Origin of the sequence: Streptomyces sp. NPDC051662 (assembly GCF_040681655.1) — a bacterium.
In the GTDB taxonomy this organism is placed as follows: Bacteria; Actinomycetota; Actinomycetes; order Streptomycetales; family Streptomycetaceae; genus Streptomyces.
Genome location: NZ_JBFAZD010000020.1, coordinates 118167 through 133329 on the forward strand (window position 1 = coordinate 118167; position 15163 = coordinate 133329).

Genomic DNA, 15163 nt, shown 5'->3' on the forward strand with positions numbered 1-15163 from the left:
TCTACTCCTTGGGGGTGGTGTTGTGGCGCTGCGGTTCCGGCGGTTCCGCTGGGGGTTCGGACAGGGGGATGGTCAGCGGGTCGGGCAGTGGGTCGGTCAGCGGGTCGGGCGAGGGGACGGACTGGCGGGCGGGCTGGGACTCGGCGAGGCCGATGCCCCGCTGGAAGGCGGCCATCAGCCCGGGATCGTGGAGCACGGACTCCTCGACGGGCGGCGGCGCGGGCGGGCCCTCGCGCAGTTGCGGGACCAAATGCTCCTGGCCACGGCGTCTGGGCAGTTGGGGCCGGCTCGCGGTGGCGTGGATCGTGCCGTCGCCGAGAGGCTCGACCCGCGGGCGGGCCGGGTCCGGTGCGGCGGGCGGGCGGCGCCGGTCGGGGTGGACGGCACCGGGGCGCGCGGCGGCGGGGGTGGGACGGTCGGCGCCTGTGTCACGTACGGGCAGGGGGGCGGGGGCGCCCTGGGGTGACGTCGGCTCGGACGGAGGCTGGGGCTGAGGGTGAAGCTGAGGCTGGGGCTGAGGGTGAAGCTGAGCTTGGGGCTGAGGGTGAAGCTGAGGCTGGGGCTGAGGGTGAAGCTGGGGCTGGGGCTGAGGCTGGAGCGGTGGTTGTGGAGAGGGTGGCCGCTGGGACGGGAGCTGCCCCTCGTACATCTGCGGCTGCGCAGGAGACTGCGGCTGCGCAGGGGCCTGGGGTTGGGGCTGCGGCTGACTCCCGTATGTCTGGTGGTCGCCGTTTCGCTCGTCCGCCCGGTCGGAGCCGAGCAGCGCCTGCGGCAGGACCAGTACGGCCTGGATCCCCCCGTAGATATTGGACTGGAGACGTACGGCGATGCCGTGCCTGCGCGCCAGGGCCGACACCACGAAGAGCCCGATCCGCCCGTCCTGGAGCAGATGCGCGACATTGACCTGGTCGGGGTCGGTGAGCAGACCGTTCATCTTCTTCTGCTCGTTGAACGGCATCCCGAGGCCCCGGTCCTCCACCTCGATCGCCAGCCCCGCCGTCACATGCTGCGCGCGGAGCAGTACTTGGGTGTGCGGGGAGGAGAAGAGCGTGGCGTTCTCGACCAGTTCGGCCAGCAGATGGATGACATCGGCCACGGCATGGCCGCGCAGCGTGCCGTCGATCGGCGGTACGAGCTTGATCCGCGGGTACTGCTCGACCTCGGCGATGGCCGATCGCAGGACCTCCGTCATGGAGACCGGCCTGCTCCACTGGCGCCGGGAGATCGCTCCGCCGAGGACGGCGAGGTTCTCGGCGTGCCTGCGGATGCGGGTCGCCAGGTGGTCGACGTGGAAGATGCCCTTCAGCAGCTCCGGGTCCTCGACCTCGTTCTCCAGCTCGTCGAGCAGCTGGATCTCCCGGTGGACGAGGGACTGGAGCCGACGGGCCAGATTGACGAAGACCTCCACCTTCTGTTCGTCTCCGACGCTGCTGGACAGCCGGGACGCCTGCACGACAGCGGCGACGGCGGCGTCCCGGGAGCGGCCCAGTTCCTGTTCCAGCAGATCGAATTCATCACCGCCGGGCATGGCGGGCGGGGCCGGTGGAGGGCGTACGGGCACCCGCTCACCCCGTCGGAGCTGCTCGACGACCGCCTTCAGCTCCGTCTGCCCGCGCGCGTTGGAGCGGCGCATCGCGTTGCAGCGGTCCAGGAAGGACTTCGCGGTACGTTCCGCGCCGAGGGCCGCCGCCGCGATGGCGGCGAAGGCGAGCAGCGCCATACCGAACAGGGCCGTCCAGAGCGCGGTGGTCGGTTCCGTCGCGGTGGAGCGCAGGATGAGCACGACGGCGGCGGCGCCGCAGAGAGCGGCGACTATCGCGGGAAGGACCGCGGTACGCAGGAGTTGAGGCCGTATGCGGGCGTCGGGCGGCGTCGGCGTGTCCGCTCTGGCCGGGGACGGGAACGAGCGGGAGCCCGGCCTGCCGTGCCGCCCGCCTTCGCGGCGCTCCGGCCGCGCGACAGGTGCGCGAAGTTGAGACATCAGTGTCCTCGGTACGTGGGGCCCCAGGAAGCGGCGTTCGTGCGGATGTTCCGGTTCCGGCGGCAGCGGCGGGACCTGCGCATGCCGCGTACGCCCTCCGTTGATCACCGAGCACACACGGTAGTCGCCAAGCGTTCCTTCGCGATGGGCAGTTGACGAAGTTCCCCACAGAGCATCCCGCTCTGGTATGAGGCATCGCACATCAGCGCGAAATACACGTTCGGCCCGGTGCGGGGCACCGGGCCGAACTCCCCTACCAGGACGGGAGAGACAAGAAAGACGAGAAAGCGACGGAGGACAGTAAGGACTGAACTGAGTGGAGAGAGCGGCTCAGGAGGCCGGCGACAGGATCACGGAGCGGCTCAGGTGACGCGGGTTGTCCGGGTCGAGACCGCGCCGGTCCGCCAGCGCGAGGGCGAGCCGCTGGATCCGTACCAGTTCGGCCAGCGGATCGAGCGTCCCCGCCACCCACAGCCCGCCGGTGGCCCGCACCTGCTCCCCCAGCCCCTCGGGGGCCGGGCCGAGCGCCCACGTCGCCGTCCCCTGGGTCGTGATGCTGATGGGACCGTGGCGGTACTCCATCGCCGGATACGCCTCGGTCCAGGCAAGGGCCGCCTCGCGCATCTTGAGCGCGCCCTCCTCCGCGAGCCCCACCGTCCAGCCCCGGCCGAGGAAGGTGAACTGCGTGCAGTCGGTCACGCCCGCGGGCAGCGGCTCCGCGAGGGCCGTCTCCGCGTCCGTGACCGCCGTGTCCGGATGCAGACCGAGGTGCGCGCGGAGCAGCGTGAGCGCGGTGGTGGCGAAGCGCGTCTGGACGACGGACCGCTCGTCGGCGAAGTCCAGTACGACCAGATCGTCGGCGGCCGTACGCACCGGCGTCTCCGGGTCCGCGGTGATCGCGGTCGTACGGGCGGTGCCGCGGACGTCCGCGAGCAGGGACAGCACCTCGGTGGTCGTCCCCGACCGGGTCAGCGCCACGATCCGGTCGTAGCGGCGGCCGGCGGGGAACTCGGAGGCGGCGAACGCGTCCGTCTCGCCCAGCCCCGCCCCCTCCCGCAGCCCGGCGTAGGCGCGGGCCATGAACAGCGAGGTGCCACAGCCGACGACGGCCGTGCGCTCACCGGGCTCGGGCAGCTGGTCACGCACCGACCCGGCCAGGGCCGCCGCCCGGCGCCAGCACTCGGGCTGACTGGCCAGTTCCGTCTCCACATGCGTCATGCGCGTCTCCACTCCCCTGAGCCTTACGGCTCCGATCCGAACGACTCCGCGCCGTACGACTCCGCGCCGCACGACCGACCCGAGCCCTATGATTGTTTCTGCATGTTAGACGACACTTTCAATCACTAACAAGCAATCCGGCCGGCGTCACGAGCGCATAGGATCAAGAGTCCACGGGATCGAGGGGGTTACGGTGAATCGCCATGAGCGGCATACGACCTTGCTTGAGCTGCTGACCGAGCGGCATCAGCTGGAGGTCGAGGCCGTCGCCGCGGAGCTGGGGGTGTCCGTGGCGACCATCCGCCGTGACCTCGATCACCTCGCCGAGCAGCAGTTGGTGACGCGTACCCGGGGCGGGGCGGTGGCTCACTCCGTCGCGTACGAACTGCCGCTGCGGTACAAGGCGGTACGGCACGCCGCGGCGAAGGAGCGCATCGCGCGGGCCGCGGCGGCGATGACCGAGCGCGGCATGGTGGTCGGGCTGAACGGCGGGACGACCACCTCGGAGGTGGCCAGGGCGCTCGCCACCCGTGGTGAGCTGCGGGGAACGGCCGACGAGCGGATGGCCGAGGAACCCGCGCTCACGATCGTCACGAACGCGCTGAATATCGCCCATGAACTGGCCGTTCGCCCGCATGTCAAGGTGGTGACGACGGGCGGGGTCGCGATGCCCCAGTCGTACGAGCTGGTCGGGCCGCTGGCCCGGCACATCATCGACGAGATCAGCCTCGACATCGCGTTCATCGGCGCGGACGCCGTCGATACGGAGTCGGGTGCCGGCGCCCACAGCGAGCACGAGGCGAGCATCAACGCGCTGCTCGCCGAGCGGGCGCGGACGCTGGTCGTGGTCGCCGACAGCTCCAAGCTGGGGGCCCGGGCGTTCGCGCGGATCTGTCCGGTGGAGGACATCGGGACGCTCATCACGGACTCCGGCGCGCCGGAGTGGGCGCGCCGGTTCGAGGAGCGCGGGGTACGCGTCGTCCAGGTCTGAGCGGACGGCCTTCCCTCCCTGGCTCCCGGCTCCCGGCTCCCGCGCCCCCGAGCTCCCGCGCCCCCGCCCCCTGGCTCCCGCGCCCCCGCCCTCGTGTACGGACGGCTCCCGGGTGGCTCCTGTGTGCTTACGCGGACGACGCGCTCTCGGCCGTCTCCTCCGTCTTCCCGCCGTCGCCCCTGCCAGGGGTGTCGCCCGCCGCCCCCGTCGCCGCTACCTTCGCCGCCGGCGCACCCGCGGCGGAGGGCGCGGACACGGCGGGCCAGCCCTCGGCCGGTACGGCCGCCACCGAGCGCCACCAGGGGGCGTCGGGAACCTCGTCCCCGGTGGGCTCGAAGGGCTGGCCCGGGCGCGGCAGCGCGATCCCGGCGCCCGCTTCGGTGGCGGCGGTGACCGTGCCCTCGCCGGGCTCGGCCCACGGGTGCGGGGCGAGATTGAACGTGCCCCAGTGGATCGGCAGCATCACTCCGGACGGACGGCCGCCCTGGAGATCGAGATGGGCGCGCATACCCTCGGCCGGGGTCATATGAATATCGGGCCAGTACTCGCTGTACGCGCCGATCTGGATCATGGTGGCGTCGAACGGACCGTGCTCGGCGCCGATGTCCCGGAATCCAGGGAAGTAGCCGGTGTCCCCGCTGTGGTAGACGCGGTGCTCGGGACCCGCCACGACCCAGGAGGCCCAGAGAGTGTGCTGCTGGTTGCGCAGACCGCGACCGCAGAAGTGCCGCGCCGGGGTGGCGGTCAGCCGGATACCGGCGACCTCGGTGGACTCGTTCCAGTCCAGCTCACGCAGCCGGGACGCGGCAACACCCCACCGCTCCAGATGGGCGCCGACACCGAGCGGTACGGCGAAGACCGTGTCCGTGGAGGCGAGGGCCCGGATCGTGGGCAGATCCAGATGGTCGTAGTGGTCGTGGGAGATCACGACGACATCGACAGGACCGAGGGAGGCGAGCGGCACGGGCACGGGGTGCAGCCGCTTAGGCCCGGCGAAGGCGAACGGTGAACATCGCTCACCCCAGACGGGGTCGAAGAGCACGCGCCGGCCGTCAATCTCGGCGAGAACACTCGAATGCCCCATCCAGGTGAGGCGGAGGCCCGAGACCGGGGGCGCGGCGAGGTCCGCGAGGGTGGTGGAGTGCACGGGGATGGTGCCGATCGGCGCGCGCCGGGCGCGCGCCTCCTTCTGGAAGTAGATCTTCGCGAACTCCAGTCCCGAGGCGCCGGACGGTCTGGTCCTGGCACCCACCGGGTTCTGGAACACCCCGTCGGCGAAGTTCGGCGAGCGGTGGATCCGCTCCAGCCGCTCGCCCGCCGAATCGGCCCCGAAGGCCGCGGGTCGCAGCGAGCGCAGCCGGGAGCGCAACGAAAGGGGGGAACCAGCGCCTGTCACAGCACCTCCTGGAGGTTCGGTGTCGTCCCATTATGTCCGGGTGTGTACAACGGTGCGGGTTGAGTCGACCGGAATCGATCGGGGCCCCACCCGGGCCGACCTACGCCCGTCCAACGTCGTCACTGCCTCCGGGATTCCCAAATAAGCCCCCGAGTCGTCATCGCACGGCGTTACGACTGGTACGGGTGAGGCGCCCGGGTCGGTCTCGATAGGGTGGCGTCGTGGCGAGAGTGCGGCTGAGTGTGGCGGAACGGCGCGAGGATCTGCTGCGTGCCGCCGTCGGGCAGATCGAGGCGCGGGGCGTGGCCGCCGTGCGGATCTCCGATGTCGCCGCGGTGCTCGGTGTCAGCAACGCGCTGGTGCTCTACCACTTCTCCACGAAGGAGAAGCTGGTCGCCGCCGCCTTCGCCCATGCCGCACGGGACGATCTCGACCAGTTGCGCGCGCTGCTCGGCCGGGACGACACCGCGCTGGCCCGGCTGCACGGCGCGGTCCGCTGGTACGCGCCGACCGGCGAGGCCAAGGGGTGGCGGCTGTGGATCGAGAGCTGGGCGGCGGCCCTGCGCGACCCCGCGCTGCGTGAGGTCGCGGGCGCCCTGGACCAGCAGTGGAAAACGGCTCTCGCCGAGGTCATGGCGGAGGGCTCGGCGGCGGGCGAATTCCACTGCGCGGACCCGGTGTCGGCGGCCTGGCGGCTGACCGCCATGCTGGACGGCCTCGCGGTTCAGATGACGTCGTACGAGGGTTCACTGCCGCGCGCCACCATGCTGGAGTGGGCCGACGAGGCCCTGGCACACGAACTGGGGCTGGACAGCGCGGCCTTCGGGATGTCCGGCCCCACACCGTAGACGAATACAACAGCTACACAGCTACACAGACTGACCGAACGACAGACACCGACCTCAGGCAGCGGAAAGGGAGATCGTGGCCCAGCAGCGGACCGACCAGCTCCATCATGATGTGCTGGTCGTCGGGGGCAGCGGGGTGGATACCGTCGTCCGGGTCGACTCACTGCCTGTGCCACTCGCCGATTCGGTATCGGTGGGGCCGATCCTCGAATGGCCGGGGCACACCGGCGGCAATGTGGCCCTCGGCTGCCGGAATCTGGGCCTGAACGTCAAGTTCCTCGACTATCTGGGAGACGACTGGACCGGCGAACGGGTCCGGGAGCGGCTCGCACGGAGTGGTGTGGACTTCGAGGCGCTGATCTCCCCCGCCGGCACCCGGCGCGCGGTGAATCTCGTCGAGAAGACGGGCCGCCGGATGTCCTTCCACGACGCCAGGGACCCGGACGATCTGCGGATGCCGCGCGACTTCTATCTGCCCCATCTCGAACGCGCCCGCCATGTCCATCTGTCGATCACCAACTTCGCCCGGTTCCTCTATGACGACATCGAGGCGCTGGGTGTCCCGGTCTCGACCGATCTGCACGACTGGGACGGTCTCGCCGACTATCACAAGGACTTCGCCCTCCGCTCCGACCTGGTGTTCCTCAGCGCCGCCGGGGCGAGCGAGCGGATCGCCTCGGTGATGCGGGAGATCCTGCGCGAGGGCCGGGCGGAGGCGGTCGTGGCGACGGCGGGCGCGGGCGGCTCGTATGTGATGAGCCGTGAGGGGAGCCGTACGCCGCGCCCGGTCAGGGCGACCGTCCCGCCCGCGCCGGTGGTGGACTCCAACGGTGCGGGTGACGCGTACGTCTGTGGTTTCCTGTACGGGCGACTGGCCGGACGCGACCTGGAGGAGTGCGCCCGGCTCGGCGCCGTGGCGGGTGCCTACGCCTGTACGGGCGAGGGCAATGAGGCGCTGATCGGACCGGACGAACTGCTGGCGGCCACTGTCTGACCGCCCCGGGTCCCGGTGCCCCGGCGCCGGCGCACCCGGCTGTCCTGCTGCCCGTTCAGGTCTGCCGCACCGGCGCGTACACCTCCTCCTCCACTCCGAAGGTCCACGCGACCCCCGCCTTCGCCGTGGACACCGTGGGCGGTACGCGCAGCCAGTAGGTGCGGTACGTACCGTCGGGCTCGGGTGTCGAGTTGACGACCTCGACCATCGCGACATCCTCGTCGCCGTCCAGCGCGATCCGCCACAGCACACCGGTCTCGTCGCGATGGACGGGCCGCGCTTCCGACTCGTTCAGATAGCGGTCGTAGCCGTAGTACTCCAGCATCACGCGGCGCAGCTCGGCGTTGGCCTCGGTACGGATGCGCTCGGGGGTCAAGGACGGCAGCCCGGTGAGGAATTCGGCGGGGACGGGCATCCCACGCCACGCGTACAGCGCGAAGCCGTCCGGATAGGCGAGCGCGGGGCCGTCCCCGCGGTCCAGCCGGCCCGCCTCGTCGCGGTGGAGCGCGACGGGGCGCTCGCAGATCACCACGGCGCGTTCGTACGGCCACCACCAGCCGGCGTGCCGCGCCACCTCCGCAAGCCCTTCGAGGCGTTCACCGCGGCCGTCGAACGCGGCGAGCCAGGCCGCGTCGTGCTGGCCGAGGACCGCGTCGAGCAGCACCGCCCGGATCTCGGCCGCCTCGGCCGGCTGGTCGGCGAGTGCTTCCATGATTCCGGTGCGTATCCGCTCGGCGAGCGCCCGGGTGGTGTCCCAGAGCCGCGCGCCTGTGGTGTTCCAGTGCTCGGCCCAGCCCGCGGGCCCCAACACATCGTGCACCCTGCGCCGTTCCTCGGCCCACGGGTGTGTACGCACCTCGTCGCGCACGGACCGTCCCGCGTCGCCGAGCGACCGCGCGATCCGTGCGCCGGCCAGCGGTGAGCCGGCCCAGATGATCCGCTCAGGCTCCGCGAGGCCCGCGCCGCGGTAGGCGAGCCGCACCCCGCGCTCGGCGGCGGCCCGGTCCGTATCGCCCGTCGCCGCCGCGACCGCCCGCCATGTCTCCACGTCACTCATCCCCGAAGCCCCATCCCGTGTCCTTGTCGTCCTCTGTCATGCCTGTCCCCCTGTCATGCCTGTGCACCGCTTCCGTACCGCTGCTGCCGCGGGGTCCGCTCCCGGGCCGTGCTGATCCGGCGCCCTCAGTCCGCGACCATGCGCACCGCGCCCGGCAGGTACTCGCGCTGGCGCACCACCCGGAACCACCCCTTGGGCAGCGGTATCGCCGCGTGCTCCTCGTGCACCACCCGTCCGCCCTCCGGAAGATGGAGGAACATCGGTCCGAGCTGGTCGCCGGGCTCACGGACGAGCCTGCCCGGTCCGGTCACCGCGTGGGCGTGGCCGGTGACCTCGCCGAGGGCCAGGACCAGCCGTCCCCGCGCGTCCCTCGGCTCACCGGGGGCGTGCTCGGCGTCCACCAGACGCGACGGCACCGTCTCTTCCGCGACGGGCACGATCAGGACGTCTCCCTGCCGGAACATGGCTCTCCCCTCGACCGGCGGCGCCGAGTGCGCCGACCTGTGAACGACGCTAAGGGGAGGGTCTGACAATCGGCCCCGGCGCGGGGCGTTGTCAGTGGCCGCTGGTAGAACTGCTCCACATCAGCCGATCACATGTCTCAGGTCTGGAGCGTTCGTCATGGCCATTTCGAACCATCTGCGGGAGTTCTACGGCCTGCCCGCCTTCGACTTCCCCGCGGCGGAGACGAAGGCGGAGCTTCCCGAACCGGCCGCCGTGGCCTGGCGAATCTCGGTCGAGTCGTACGAATCCGAGGAGGAGTGGGAGGCGGCGTTCGCGCGCTTCGCCGCGTCCGTGGACACCACCGAGGTCCGGGCGCTGATCGTCGGTTCCTGGAGCGATGCCTACGACTCCGGCCCCGACGAGGTGATCGCGGCGCTCGTCGCGGCCCGCGACCGACTGCCCGCGCTGCGCGCGCTGTTCCTCGGTGACATCACGTTCATGGAGTGCGAGATCTCCTGGATCAATCAGGGGCTGGTGACCCCGCTGCTCGACGCCTTCCCCGAGCTGCGCGAGTTCGGGGTCCGCGGCGGGCAGGAGCTGCGATTCCCCGCCGTCCGGCATGCGCGGCTGCGCTCCCTCACCATCGAGACGGGCGGCCTGGACGCCGACGTGGTGCGGTCCGTCGGGGCGAGCGACTTCCCCGAGCTGGAGCATCTCGATCTCTGGCTCGGTACGTCGTGGTACGGCGCGAACGCCCAGGTGTCCGATCTGGCCCCGATCCTGGCCGGTTCGCGGCTGCCCCGGCTGCGGTCACTGGCGCTGCGCAACAGCGAGATACAGGACGAGATCGCCGTGGCGCTGTCGGGCGCCCCGGTCGTGGCCGGGCTGGAGACGCTCGACCTCTCGATGGGCACGCTCGGCGACGAGGGCGCGGAGGCTCTGCTCGGCGGCCAGCCGCTCAGCCATCTCAAGAAGCTCGATCTGCACCACAACTACCTCGGCGAGGCGATACGGAAGCGTCTCCTCGACACGCTCGGCGCGGCCGGTGTCGAGATCGACCTCTCCGAGAACACGGAGCCGGACCGTGAGTCCGACGGCGTCGAGCACCGCTACACCGCGGTGGCGGAGTAACGGATGGCCCGCGACCCGAGCGACACATCCCCGCGCGGCGTCGATCCGGAGCTGGTCGTGGTCGGGATCCCCGGCAATCGCCGCGTGTCCCTGTTCCAGGACGCCGTGCGGGCCGCCGGGCTGTCCCCCGCCCGCGAGGTGCCCTGGCGCGAGGTGCTCGACGGCCGGGCGCGGTTCACGGCCGGTGAGACGGTACGGATCGACTCCCCGGGCGAAGACCCGGAGGTGGACCGGCTGTTGCGCGACATGGACGACCCGACCCGTGTGGAAGGCACGGGCCGCTGGTACGAACGCTTCATGGCGCTCGCCCGGGGCCTCGGCCGGGCGGCCTCTGCCGCCGGAGCCGATCTGCTGGACGATCCCGACGAGTTGGCGGTCCTCTTCGACAAGCGGCTCTGCCATGGCGTGCTCGACGCGGCGGGGGTCCGCGTTCCCGTGTCGCCCACCTCGGGCCCCGAAGGGCCGGCCGTGTCCGGCTGGGACGAGGTACGGGCGCTGATGGCCGCGGCCGGGCTCCGCCGCGCGTTCGTCAAGATCGCCCACGGGTCGTCGGCCTCCGGTGTCCTGGCCGTCGAGCGGGCGGGCCCCGGCCGGGTGCGCGCTCTCACCTCCGTCGAACGGGACGGCGCGGGGCGCCTCTTCAACTCCCTGCGGATCCGCGACTACACCAGCGAGCGCGACGTGGCCGCGATCATCGACACCCTCGCGCCCGACGGACTGCATATCGAGCAGTGGGTACCGAAGGGGGTCCTGGACGGCAGATCGGCGGATCTGCGGGTGGTGGTCGTCGCGGGCCGCGCCACGCACGTGGTCGTGCGGACCAGCCGGTCGCCCATGACCAATCTCCATCTGGGCGGCGCACGCGGGGATCTCGACGCGGCCCGCGATGTGATCAAGGCGTCAGGCGGCAGTTTCTCCACCGCTCTCACCATCAGTGAGGCGGCGGCCGACTGCTTCCCCGACACCCATTGCGTGGGTGTCGATCTGCTCCCCGCGCCGAGCTGGCGGCGGTATGCCGTCGGCGAGGTCAATGCCTTCGGCGATCTGCTGCCCGGTCTCACGGGGCTGCCGGGCCGAGGCGCCGAGGGCCTGGACACATACGCGGCGCAGCTCGCGGCCCTGCCGAGGCGCGCGACGCGCCGGACGACCGAGGAACCGCCGTGCAGACACCTGACATGAACGAAGTCGTCGGGCGGGACGATCTCCTGCTCGTCACCCTCGACACACTGCGCTTCGATGTCGCGGAGGAGCTGGCCGCCGGTGGCCGCATCCCCCATCTCGCCCGGCATCTCCCGGGCGGTCGCTGGGAGAAGCGGCACGCGCCGGGCAGTTTCACCTACGCCTCGCATCAGGCGATCTTCGCCGGGTTTCTGCCCACCCCCGCCGTGCCGGGGCCGCGGCCACGGCTGTTCGCCGCGCGCTTCGGCGGCAGCGAGACCACGGCCGAGCGTACCTACGTCTATGACACGCCGGATCTGGTCTCGGGCCTCGCGGCGGCCGGCTATCGCACGGTGTGCGTGGGCGGGGTCGGCTTCTTCAACCAGCGGGGCGCGCTCGGCTCCGTACTGCCGGGAATGTTCCAGGAGAGCCACTGGGAGCCGGAGTTCGGTGTGGCCTCCACCAACTCCTTCGAGGCGCAGGTCGAGCGCGCGGAGAAGGTCGTCGCCGGTCTGGAGCCCGACCAGCGGCTGTTCCTGTTCGTCAATGTGGCGGCGCTGCACCAGCCCAACTGGTTCCATCTGCCGGGCGCCACCCGGGAGGCGGGCGACTCGCGGGCCACGCACGCCGCCGCGCTGGAGTATGTCGACCGCCATATCGGCCGGCTCTTCGCCGCCGCGAGCAGTCGTCGGCGCTGCTTCACGATCGTCTGTTCCGACCATGGCACCGCCTACGGCGACGACGGCTGGACCGGCCACCGTCTGGGCCACGAGGTGGTCTGGACCGTGCCGTACGCCCATTTCTTCCTGGAGAGCGGGACAGCCCGATGAGCACCACCCTCGCACCTCGTCCGTACGAGAGCTATGTCTACGCGTACCCGCACAAGACCGCCTACCGCCCGCTGGAGGACCGCCCGGCGCTGCGTGGACTGTGGGCCGGTGAACGCAAGGACGCGCTCTCCCTCTATCTGCACATCCCGTTCTGCGAGGTCCGCTGCGGCTTCTGCAATCTCTTCACCCGGATCGGTGCCCCCGACGAACTGACGACGCGCTATCTCGACGCGCTCGACCGGCAGGCGACCGCCGTGCGCGACGCCCTGGCGGACTCGGAGGCCGGCGCGGAGAGAGTTCGGTTCGCCGCGGCGGCCTTCGGCGGCGGTACGCCCACCTATCTGGAAGCCGACGAGCTGGACCGGCTGTGCGACATCGCGGAGAAGCGGATGGGGGCCGACCTGCGAGCCGTCCCGCTCTCCGTGGAGACCTCTCCCGCCACGGCCACGGCCGACCGGCTGGCGGTGCTCGCCGAGCGGGGTGCCACGCGACTGAGCATCGGCGTCCAGAGCTTCGTCGACGCGGAGGCGAAGGCGGCCGTACGCCCACAGCGCCGCGCCGAGGTCGAGGCCGCGCTCGGCCGCATACGGGACGCCCGGATCCCCGTCCTGAACATCGATCTCATCTACGGCATCGACGGCCAGACGGAGGCGAGCTGGCGCCGCTCCCTGGACGCCGCGCTCGCCTGGCGGCCCGAGGAGCTCTATCTCTATCCCCTGTACGTACGGCCGCTCACGGGCCTCGGCCGGCTCGGCGCCGGCGCCGACTCCGCCTGGGACGACCAGCGGCTACGGCTCTACCGGCAGGGCCGGGACCACCTGCTCGCGCAGGGCTACGAACAGCTGTCGATGCGGATGTTCCGCCGCCCGGACATCCCGTTCCAGGACGCCGGCGCGGACGACTACGCCTGTCAGACCGATGGAATGATCGGCCTGGGCTGCGGGGCCCGCTCGTACACCTCCGCTCTCCACTACTCCTTCGACTACGCGGTCGACATGCGCGAGATACGCGCCATCATCGATACCTACACGGCGACGGAGGACTTCTCCCGCGCGGAGGTCGGCCGCCGGATCGACGGTGACGAGGCTCGCCGTCGCCATCTTCTCCAGTCCCTCCTCCAGGCCGGGGGGATGGCGGAGGCCGAGTACCGCGCGCGGTTCGGTTCCGGTCCCGCCGAGGACTTCCCCGCCGAGCTGGCCCGGTTCGCGGCCCTCGGCTGGCTCGACGAGAGCGCGCCGACCGGCCTGCTGCGCCTCTCCCCCGAGGGACTCGCGTACTCGGACGCGCTGGGTCCCGCGCTCTTCTCCCCCGCTGTCCGGGCCTCGATGGCCGCGTACGAAAGGAAGTGAGACCTCCCGTGGACCTGACCATCCTCTACCGCGGCCCGCTCGCCTCCTGCGACTACGACTGTCCCTACTGCCCGTTCGCCAAGCGGCGCGACAGCCGCGACCAACTGCGCGCCGACCGGGCCGCCCTGGAGCGCTTCACCGCCTGGGCGTCGGAGCAGCGGGAGGACAGGCTGTCGGTGCTGTTCACTCCCTGGGGCGAGGGGCTGGTGCGTTCCTGGTACCGGCGCGCCCTCACCGAGCTGTCGCTGCTGCCGCACATCGGCCGGGTCGCCATCCAGACGAATCTCAGCTGCCGCACCGACTGGCTGGCGGACGCCGATCCCGCGAAGGTCGCCCTGTGGTGTACGTACCACCCGGGCCAGACGCCGTACGACCGCTTCCTCGCCAAGACCCATGAGCTGGCGGACCGGTCGATCCGGTTCAGTGTGGGGGTCGTCGGCCTGCCGGACCATCTGGAGCACGCCCGCAGGCTGCGCGCGGACCTGCCCGAGCAGGTGTATCTGTGGATCAACGCGGCCGAGGGGCACAGCTATACGGACGAGGAGGCCGACCGCTGGACGGCCCTCGATCCGCTCTTCCCCTACAGCCGGGACCCGCACCGCTCGGCCGGTCTGCCCTGCCGGACGGGCGAGTCGGTGATCTCGGTGGACGGCGAGGGTACGGTGCGGCGCTGCCACTTCGTCCGCGCCGAGCTGGGCCGTCTCTACGACGGGTCCTACCGGCGGGCGCTGGCTCCGCGGGCGTGCCCGCTGGCGGTGTGCGACTGCCATATCGGCTATGTGCATCTGGAGACACTGCCGTTGTACGACGTCTTCGCCGGAGGGGTACTGGAACGGGTCCCGGCGGGGATACGACCGGCCGGATCCGCCCCCGGTGTCAGTACTTGAGGGGCAAGAGGTCCGGCCGCTTCGCTTCGACATGATCGCCGGAGGACTCGCCGCGCAGCCGTCGCCCGATCCACGGCACCAGATACTCGCGCGCCCAGTGGATGTCGTCGCGCCGTACCTCAAGCGTCCCGCGCGGCGGCTGTGGCGGCCATGGCTGGTCGGGGTCGGCGGGCACATCGAGTCCGAGCACCTGCGCGGCGCGCAGCGCGACGCGGGTGTGTCCCTCGGGTGACAGATGCAGCCGGTCGCCGTCCCAGGCCCGCCTGTCCTGTACGGACTTGAGCGACCAGAGGTCGAGCACCGGACAGTCGTAGCGGTCCGCGATGGCCCGCACATGGGCGGTGTAGGTGGCGATCTTGCCGCGCAGATGGCGCAGGACGGGTACGCCCCGGGTGTCGAAGCCGGTGGTCACCATGACCGCGCCGACGGCACCGGAGAGATCGGCGACGGCCCGCTCGAAACGTTCGGCGACATCGTCGGGGTCGGTGCCGGGCCGGATGATGTCATTGCCGCCGGCGCAGAACGTCACCAGATCCGGGGCGAGTTCCTTCGCGCGTGGTATCTGTTCGTCGACGATCTGATCGAGGAGCCGGCCGCGTACGGCGAGATTGGCGTACCGGAAATCGCCATGGACAGTGTCCGCCGTCGCACCCGAGACCGGCAGTTGGTCGGCGAGCAGAACCGCGAGGCGGTCCGCCCAGCCGACATACATCCCGTCGGGGCCCGGGTCGCCCACCCCTTCGGTGAAGCTGTCGCCGATCGCCGCGTACGACCCGAGTACGCCATTTCTTCTTGATCTCGAATCGTCTGCCACAGCACCACATCATCCACCGGCAGATGTGACCTACGCGACCGTAAGGAGGGGTTGACGCCGGGTGA

Annotated in this window: 14 protein-coding genes; 8 read left to right on the top strand and 6 right to left on the bottom strand. The window is 71.3% G+C overall.

The window, feature by feature from the left end:
- Nucleotide 1 precedes the first annotated feature (1 nt).
- Both AB0M67_RS29175 and AB0M67_RS29180 read right to left on the bottom strand, forming a co-directional pair.
- A complete protein-coding gene (locus AB0M67_RS29175) occupies nt 2-1981 on the bottom strand; it encodes an ATP-binding protein (RefSeq protein WP_365750234.1) in 1980 nt (659 codons plus the stop codon).
- Nucleotides 1982-2311: 330 nt separating this feature from the next.
- Nucleotides 2312-3199 carry a sugar isomerase gene (locus AB0M67_RS29180; protein WP_365750236.1) on the bottom strand — a complete coding sequence of 296 codons (888 nt, stop codon included), beginning with the start codon at nt 3197-3199 and terminating at the stop codon, nt 2312-2314.
- Nucleotides 3200-3392: 193 nt separating this feature from the next.
- Here AB0M67_RS29180 and AB0M67_RS29185 point away from each other — a divergent pair, with 193 nt between their 5' ends.
- Entirely contained in the window at nt 3393-4190 is a 798-nt protein-coding gene (locus AB0M67_RS29185; protein ID WP_365750238.1) for a DeoR/GlpR family DNA-binding transcription regulator, read from the top strand.
- A gap of 127 nt (nt 4191-4317) precedes the next feature.
- Here the strand turns inward: AB0M67_RS29185 and AB0M67_RS29190 are convergent, their stop codons facing one another.
- The gene (locus tag AB0M67_RS29190) at nt 4318-5586 is read right to left on the bottom strand and encodes an MBL fold metallo-hydrolase (protein WP_365750240.1); all 1269 of its coding nucleotides are present in this window, start codon (nt 5584-5586) and stop codon (nt 4318-4320) included.
- Between the two features lie 221 nt (nt 5587-5807).
- On the opposite strand from AB0M67_RS29190, the gene AB0M67_RS29195 reads away from it, so the two are divergent.
- Nucleotides 5808-6434, top strand: coding sequence for a TetR/AcrR family transcriptional regulator (locus AB0M67_RS29195; protein ID WP_365750241.1), 627 nt, complete (start codon nt 5808-5810; stop codon nt 6432-6434).
- Nucleotides 6435-6510: 76 nt separating this feature from the next.
- Nucleotides 6511-7428, top strand: a complete 918-nt coding sequence (locus AB0M67_RS29200) for a carbohydrate kinase family protein (protein WP_365750243.1) — start codon at nt 6511-6513, stop codon at nt 7426-7428.
- A gap of 55 nt (nt 7429-7483) precedes the next feature.
- Here the strand turns inward: AB0M67_RS29200 and AB0M67_RS29205 are convergent, their stop codons facing one another.
- Both AB0M67_RS29205 and AB0M67_RS29210 read right to left on the bottom strand, forming a co-directional pair.
- Nucleotides 7484-8485 carry a DUF6745 domain-containing protein gene (locus AB0M67_RS29205; protein ID WP_365750245.1) on the bottom strand — a complete coding sequence of 334 codons (1002 nt, stop codon included), beginning with the start codon at nt 8483-8485 and terminating at the stop codon, nt 7484-7486.
- Nucleotides 8486-8610: 125 nt separating this feature from the next.
- Nucleotides 8611-8949, bottom strand: a complete 339-nt coding sequence (locus AB0M67_RS29210; RefSeq protein WP_249947420.1) for a hypothetical protein — start codon at nt 8947-8949, stop codon at nt 8611-8613.
- Nucleotides 8950-9106: 157 nt separating this feature from the next.
- On the opposite strand from AB0M67_RS29210, the gene AB0M67_RS29215 reads away from it, so the two are divergent.
- The 5 genes from AB0M67_RS29215 to AB0M67_RS29235 are packed head-to-tail and all read left to right on the top strand — an operon-like array spanning nt 9107 to nt 14284.
- A complete protein-coding gene (locus AB0M67_RS29215; protein WP_365750247.1) occupies nt 9107-10060 on the top strand; it encodes an STM4015 family protein in 954 nt (317 codons plus the stop codon).
- A 3-nt stretch (nt 10061-10063) separates the two neighbouring features.
- Nucleotides 10064-11239: an STM4014 family protein gene (locus tag AB0M67_RS29220; RefSeq protein WP_365750249.1), complete on the top strand. Its 1176-nt coding sequence runs from the start codon at nt 10064-10066 to the stop codon at nt 11237-11239.
- On the top strand, nt 11236-12048 hold the full coding sequence (locus AB0M67_RS29225) for an STM4013/SEN3800 family hydrolase (RefSeq protein ID WP_365750314.1): 813 nt from the start codon (nt 11236-11238) through the stop codon (nt 12046-12048). The genes AB0M67_RS29220 and AB0M67_RS29225 overlap by 4 nt, the downstream gene beginning before the upstream one ends.
- Nucleotides 12045-13397, top strand: coding sequence for an STM4012 family radical SAM protein (locus AB0M67_RS29230; protein WP_365750251.1), 1353 nt, complete (start codon nt 12045-12047; stop codon nt 13395-13397). Before AB0M67_RS29225 ends, AB0M67_RS29230 begins: the two co-directional genes overlap by 4 nt.
- 8 nt (nt 13398-13405) lie before the next feature.
- A complete protein-coding gene (locus AB0M67_RS29235) occupies nt 13406-14284 on the top strand; it encodes an STM4011 family radical SAM protein (RefSeq protein WP_365750253.1) in 879 nt (292 codons plus the stop codon).
- On the opposite strand, the gene AB0M67_RS29240 is transcribed toward AB0M67_RS29235, so the two are convergent.
- Entirely contained in the window at nt 14274-15098 is an 825-nt protein-coding gene (locus tag AB0M67_RS29240; protein ID WP_365750255.1) for an SGNH/GDSL hydrolase family protein, read from the bottom strand. The genes AB0M67_RS29235 and AB0M67_RS29240 overlap by 11 nt on opposite strands.
- Nucleotides 15099-15163: the final 65 nt, after the last annotated feature.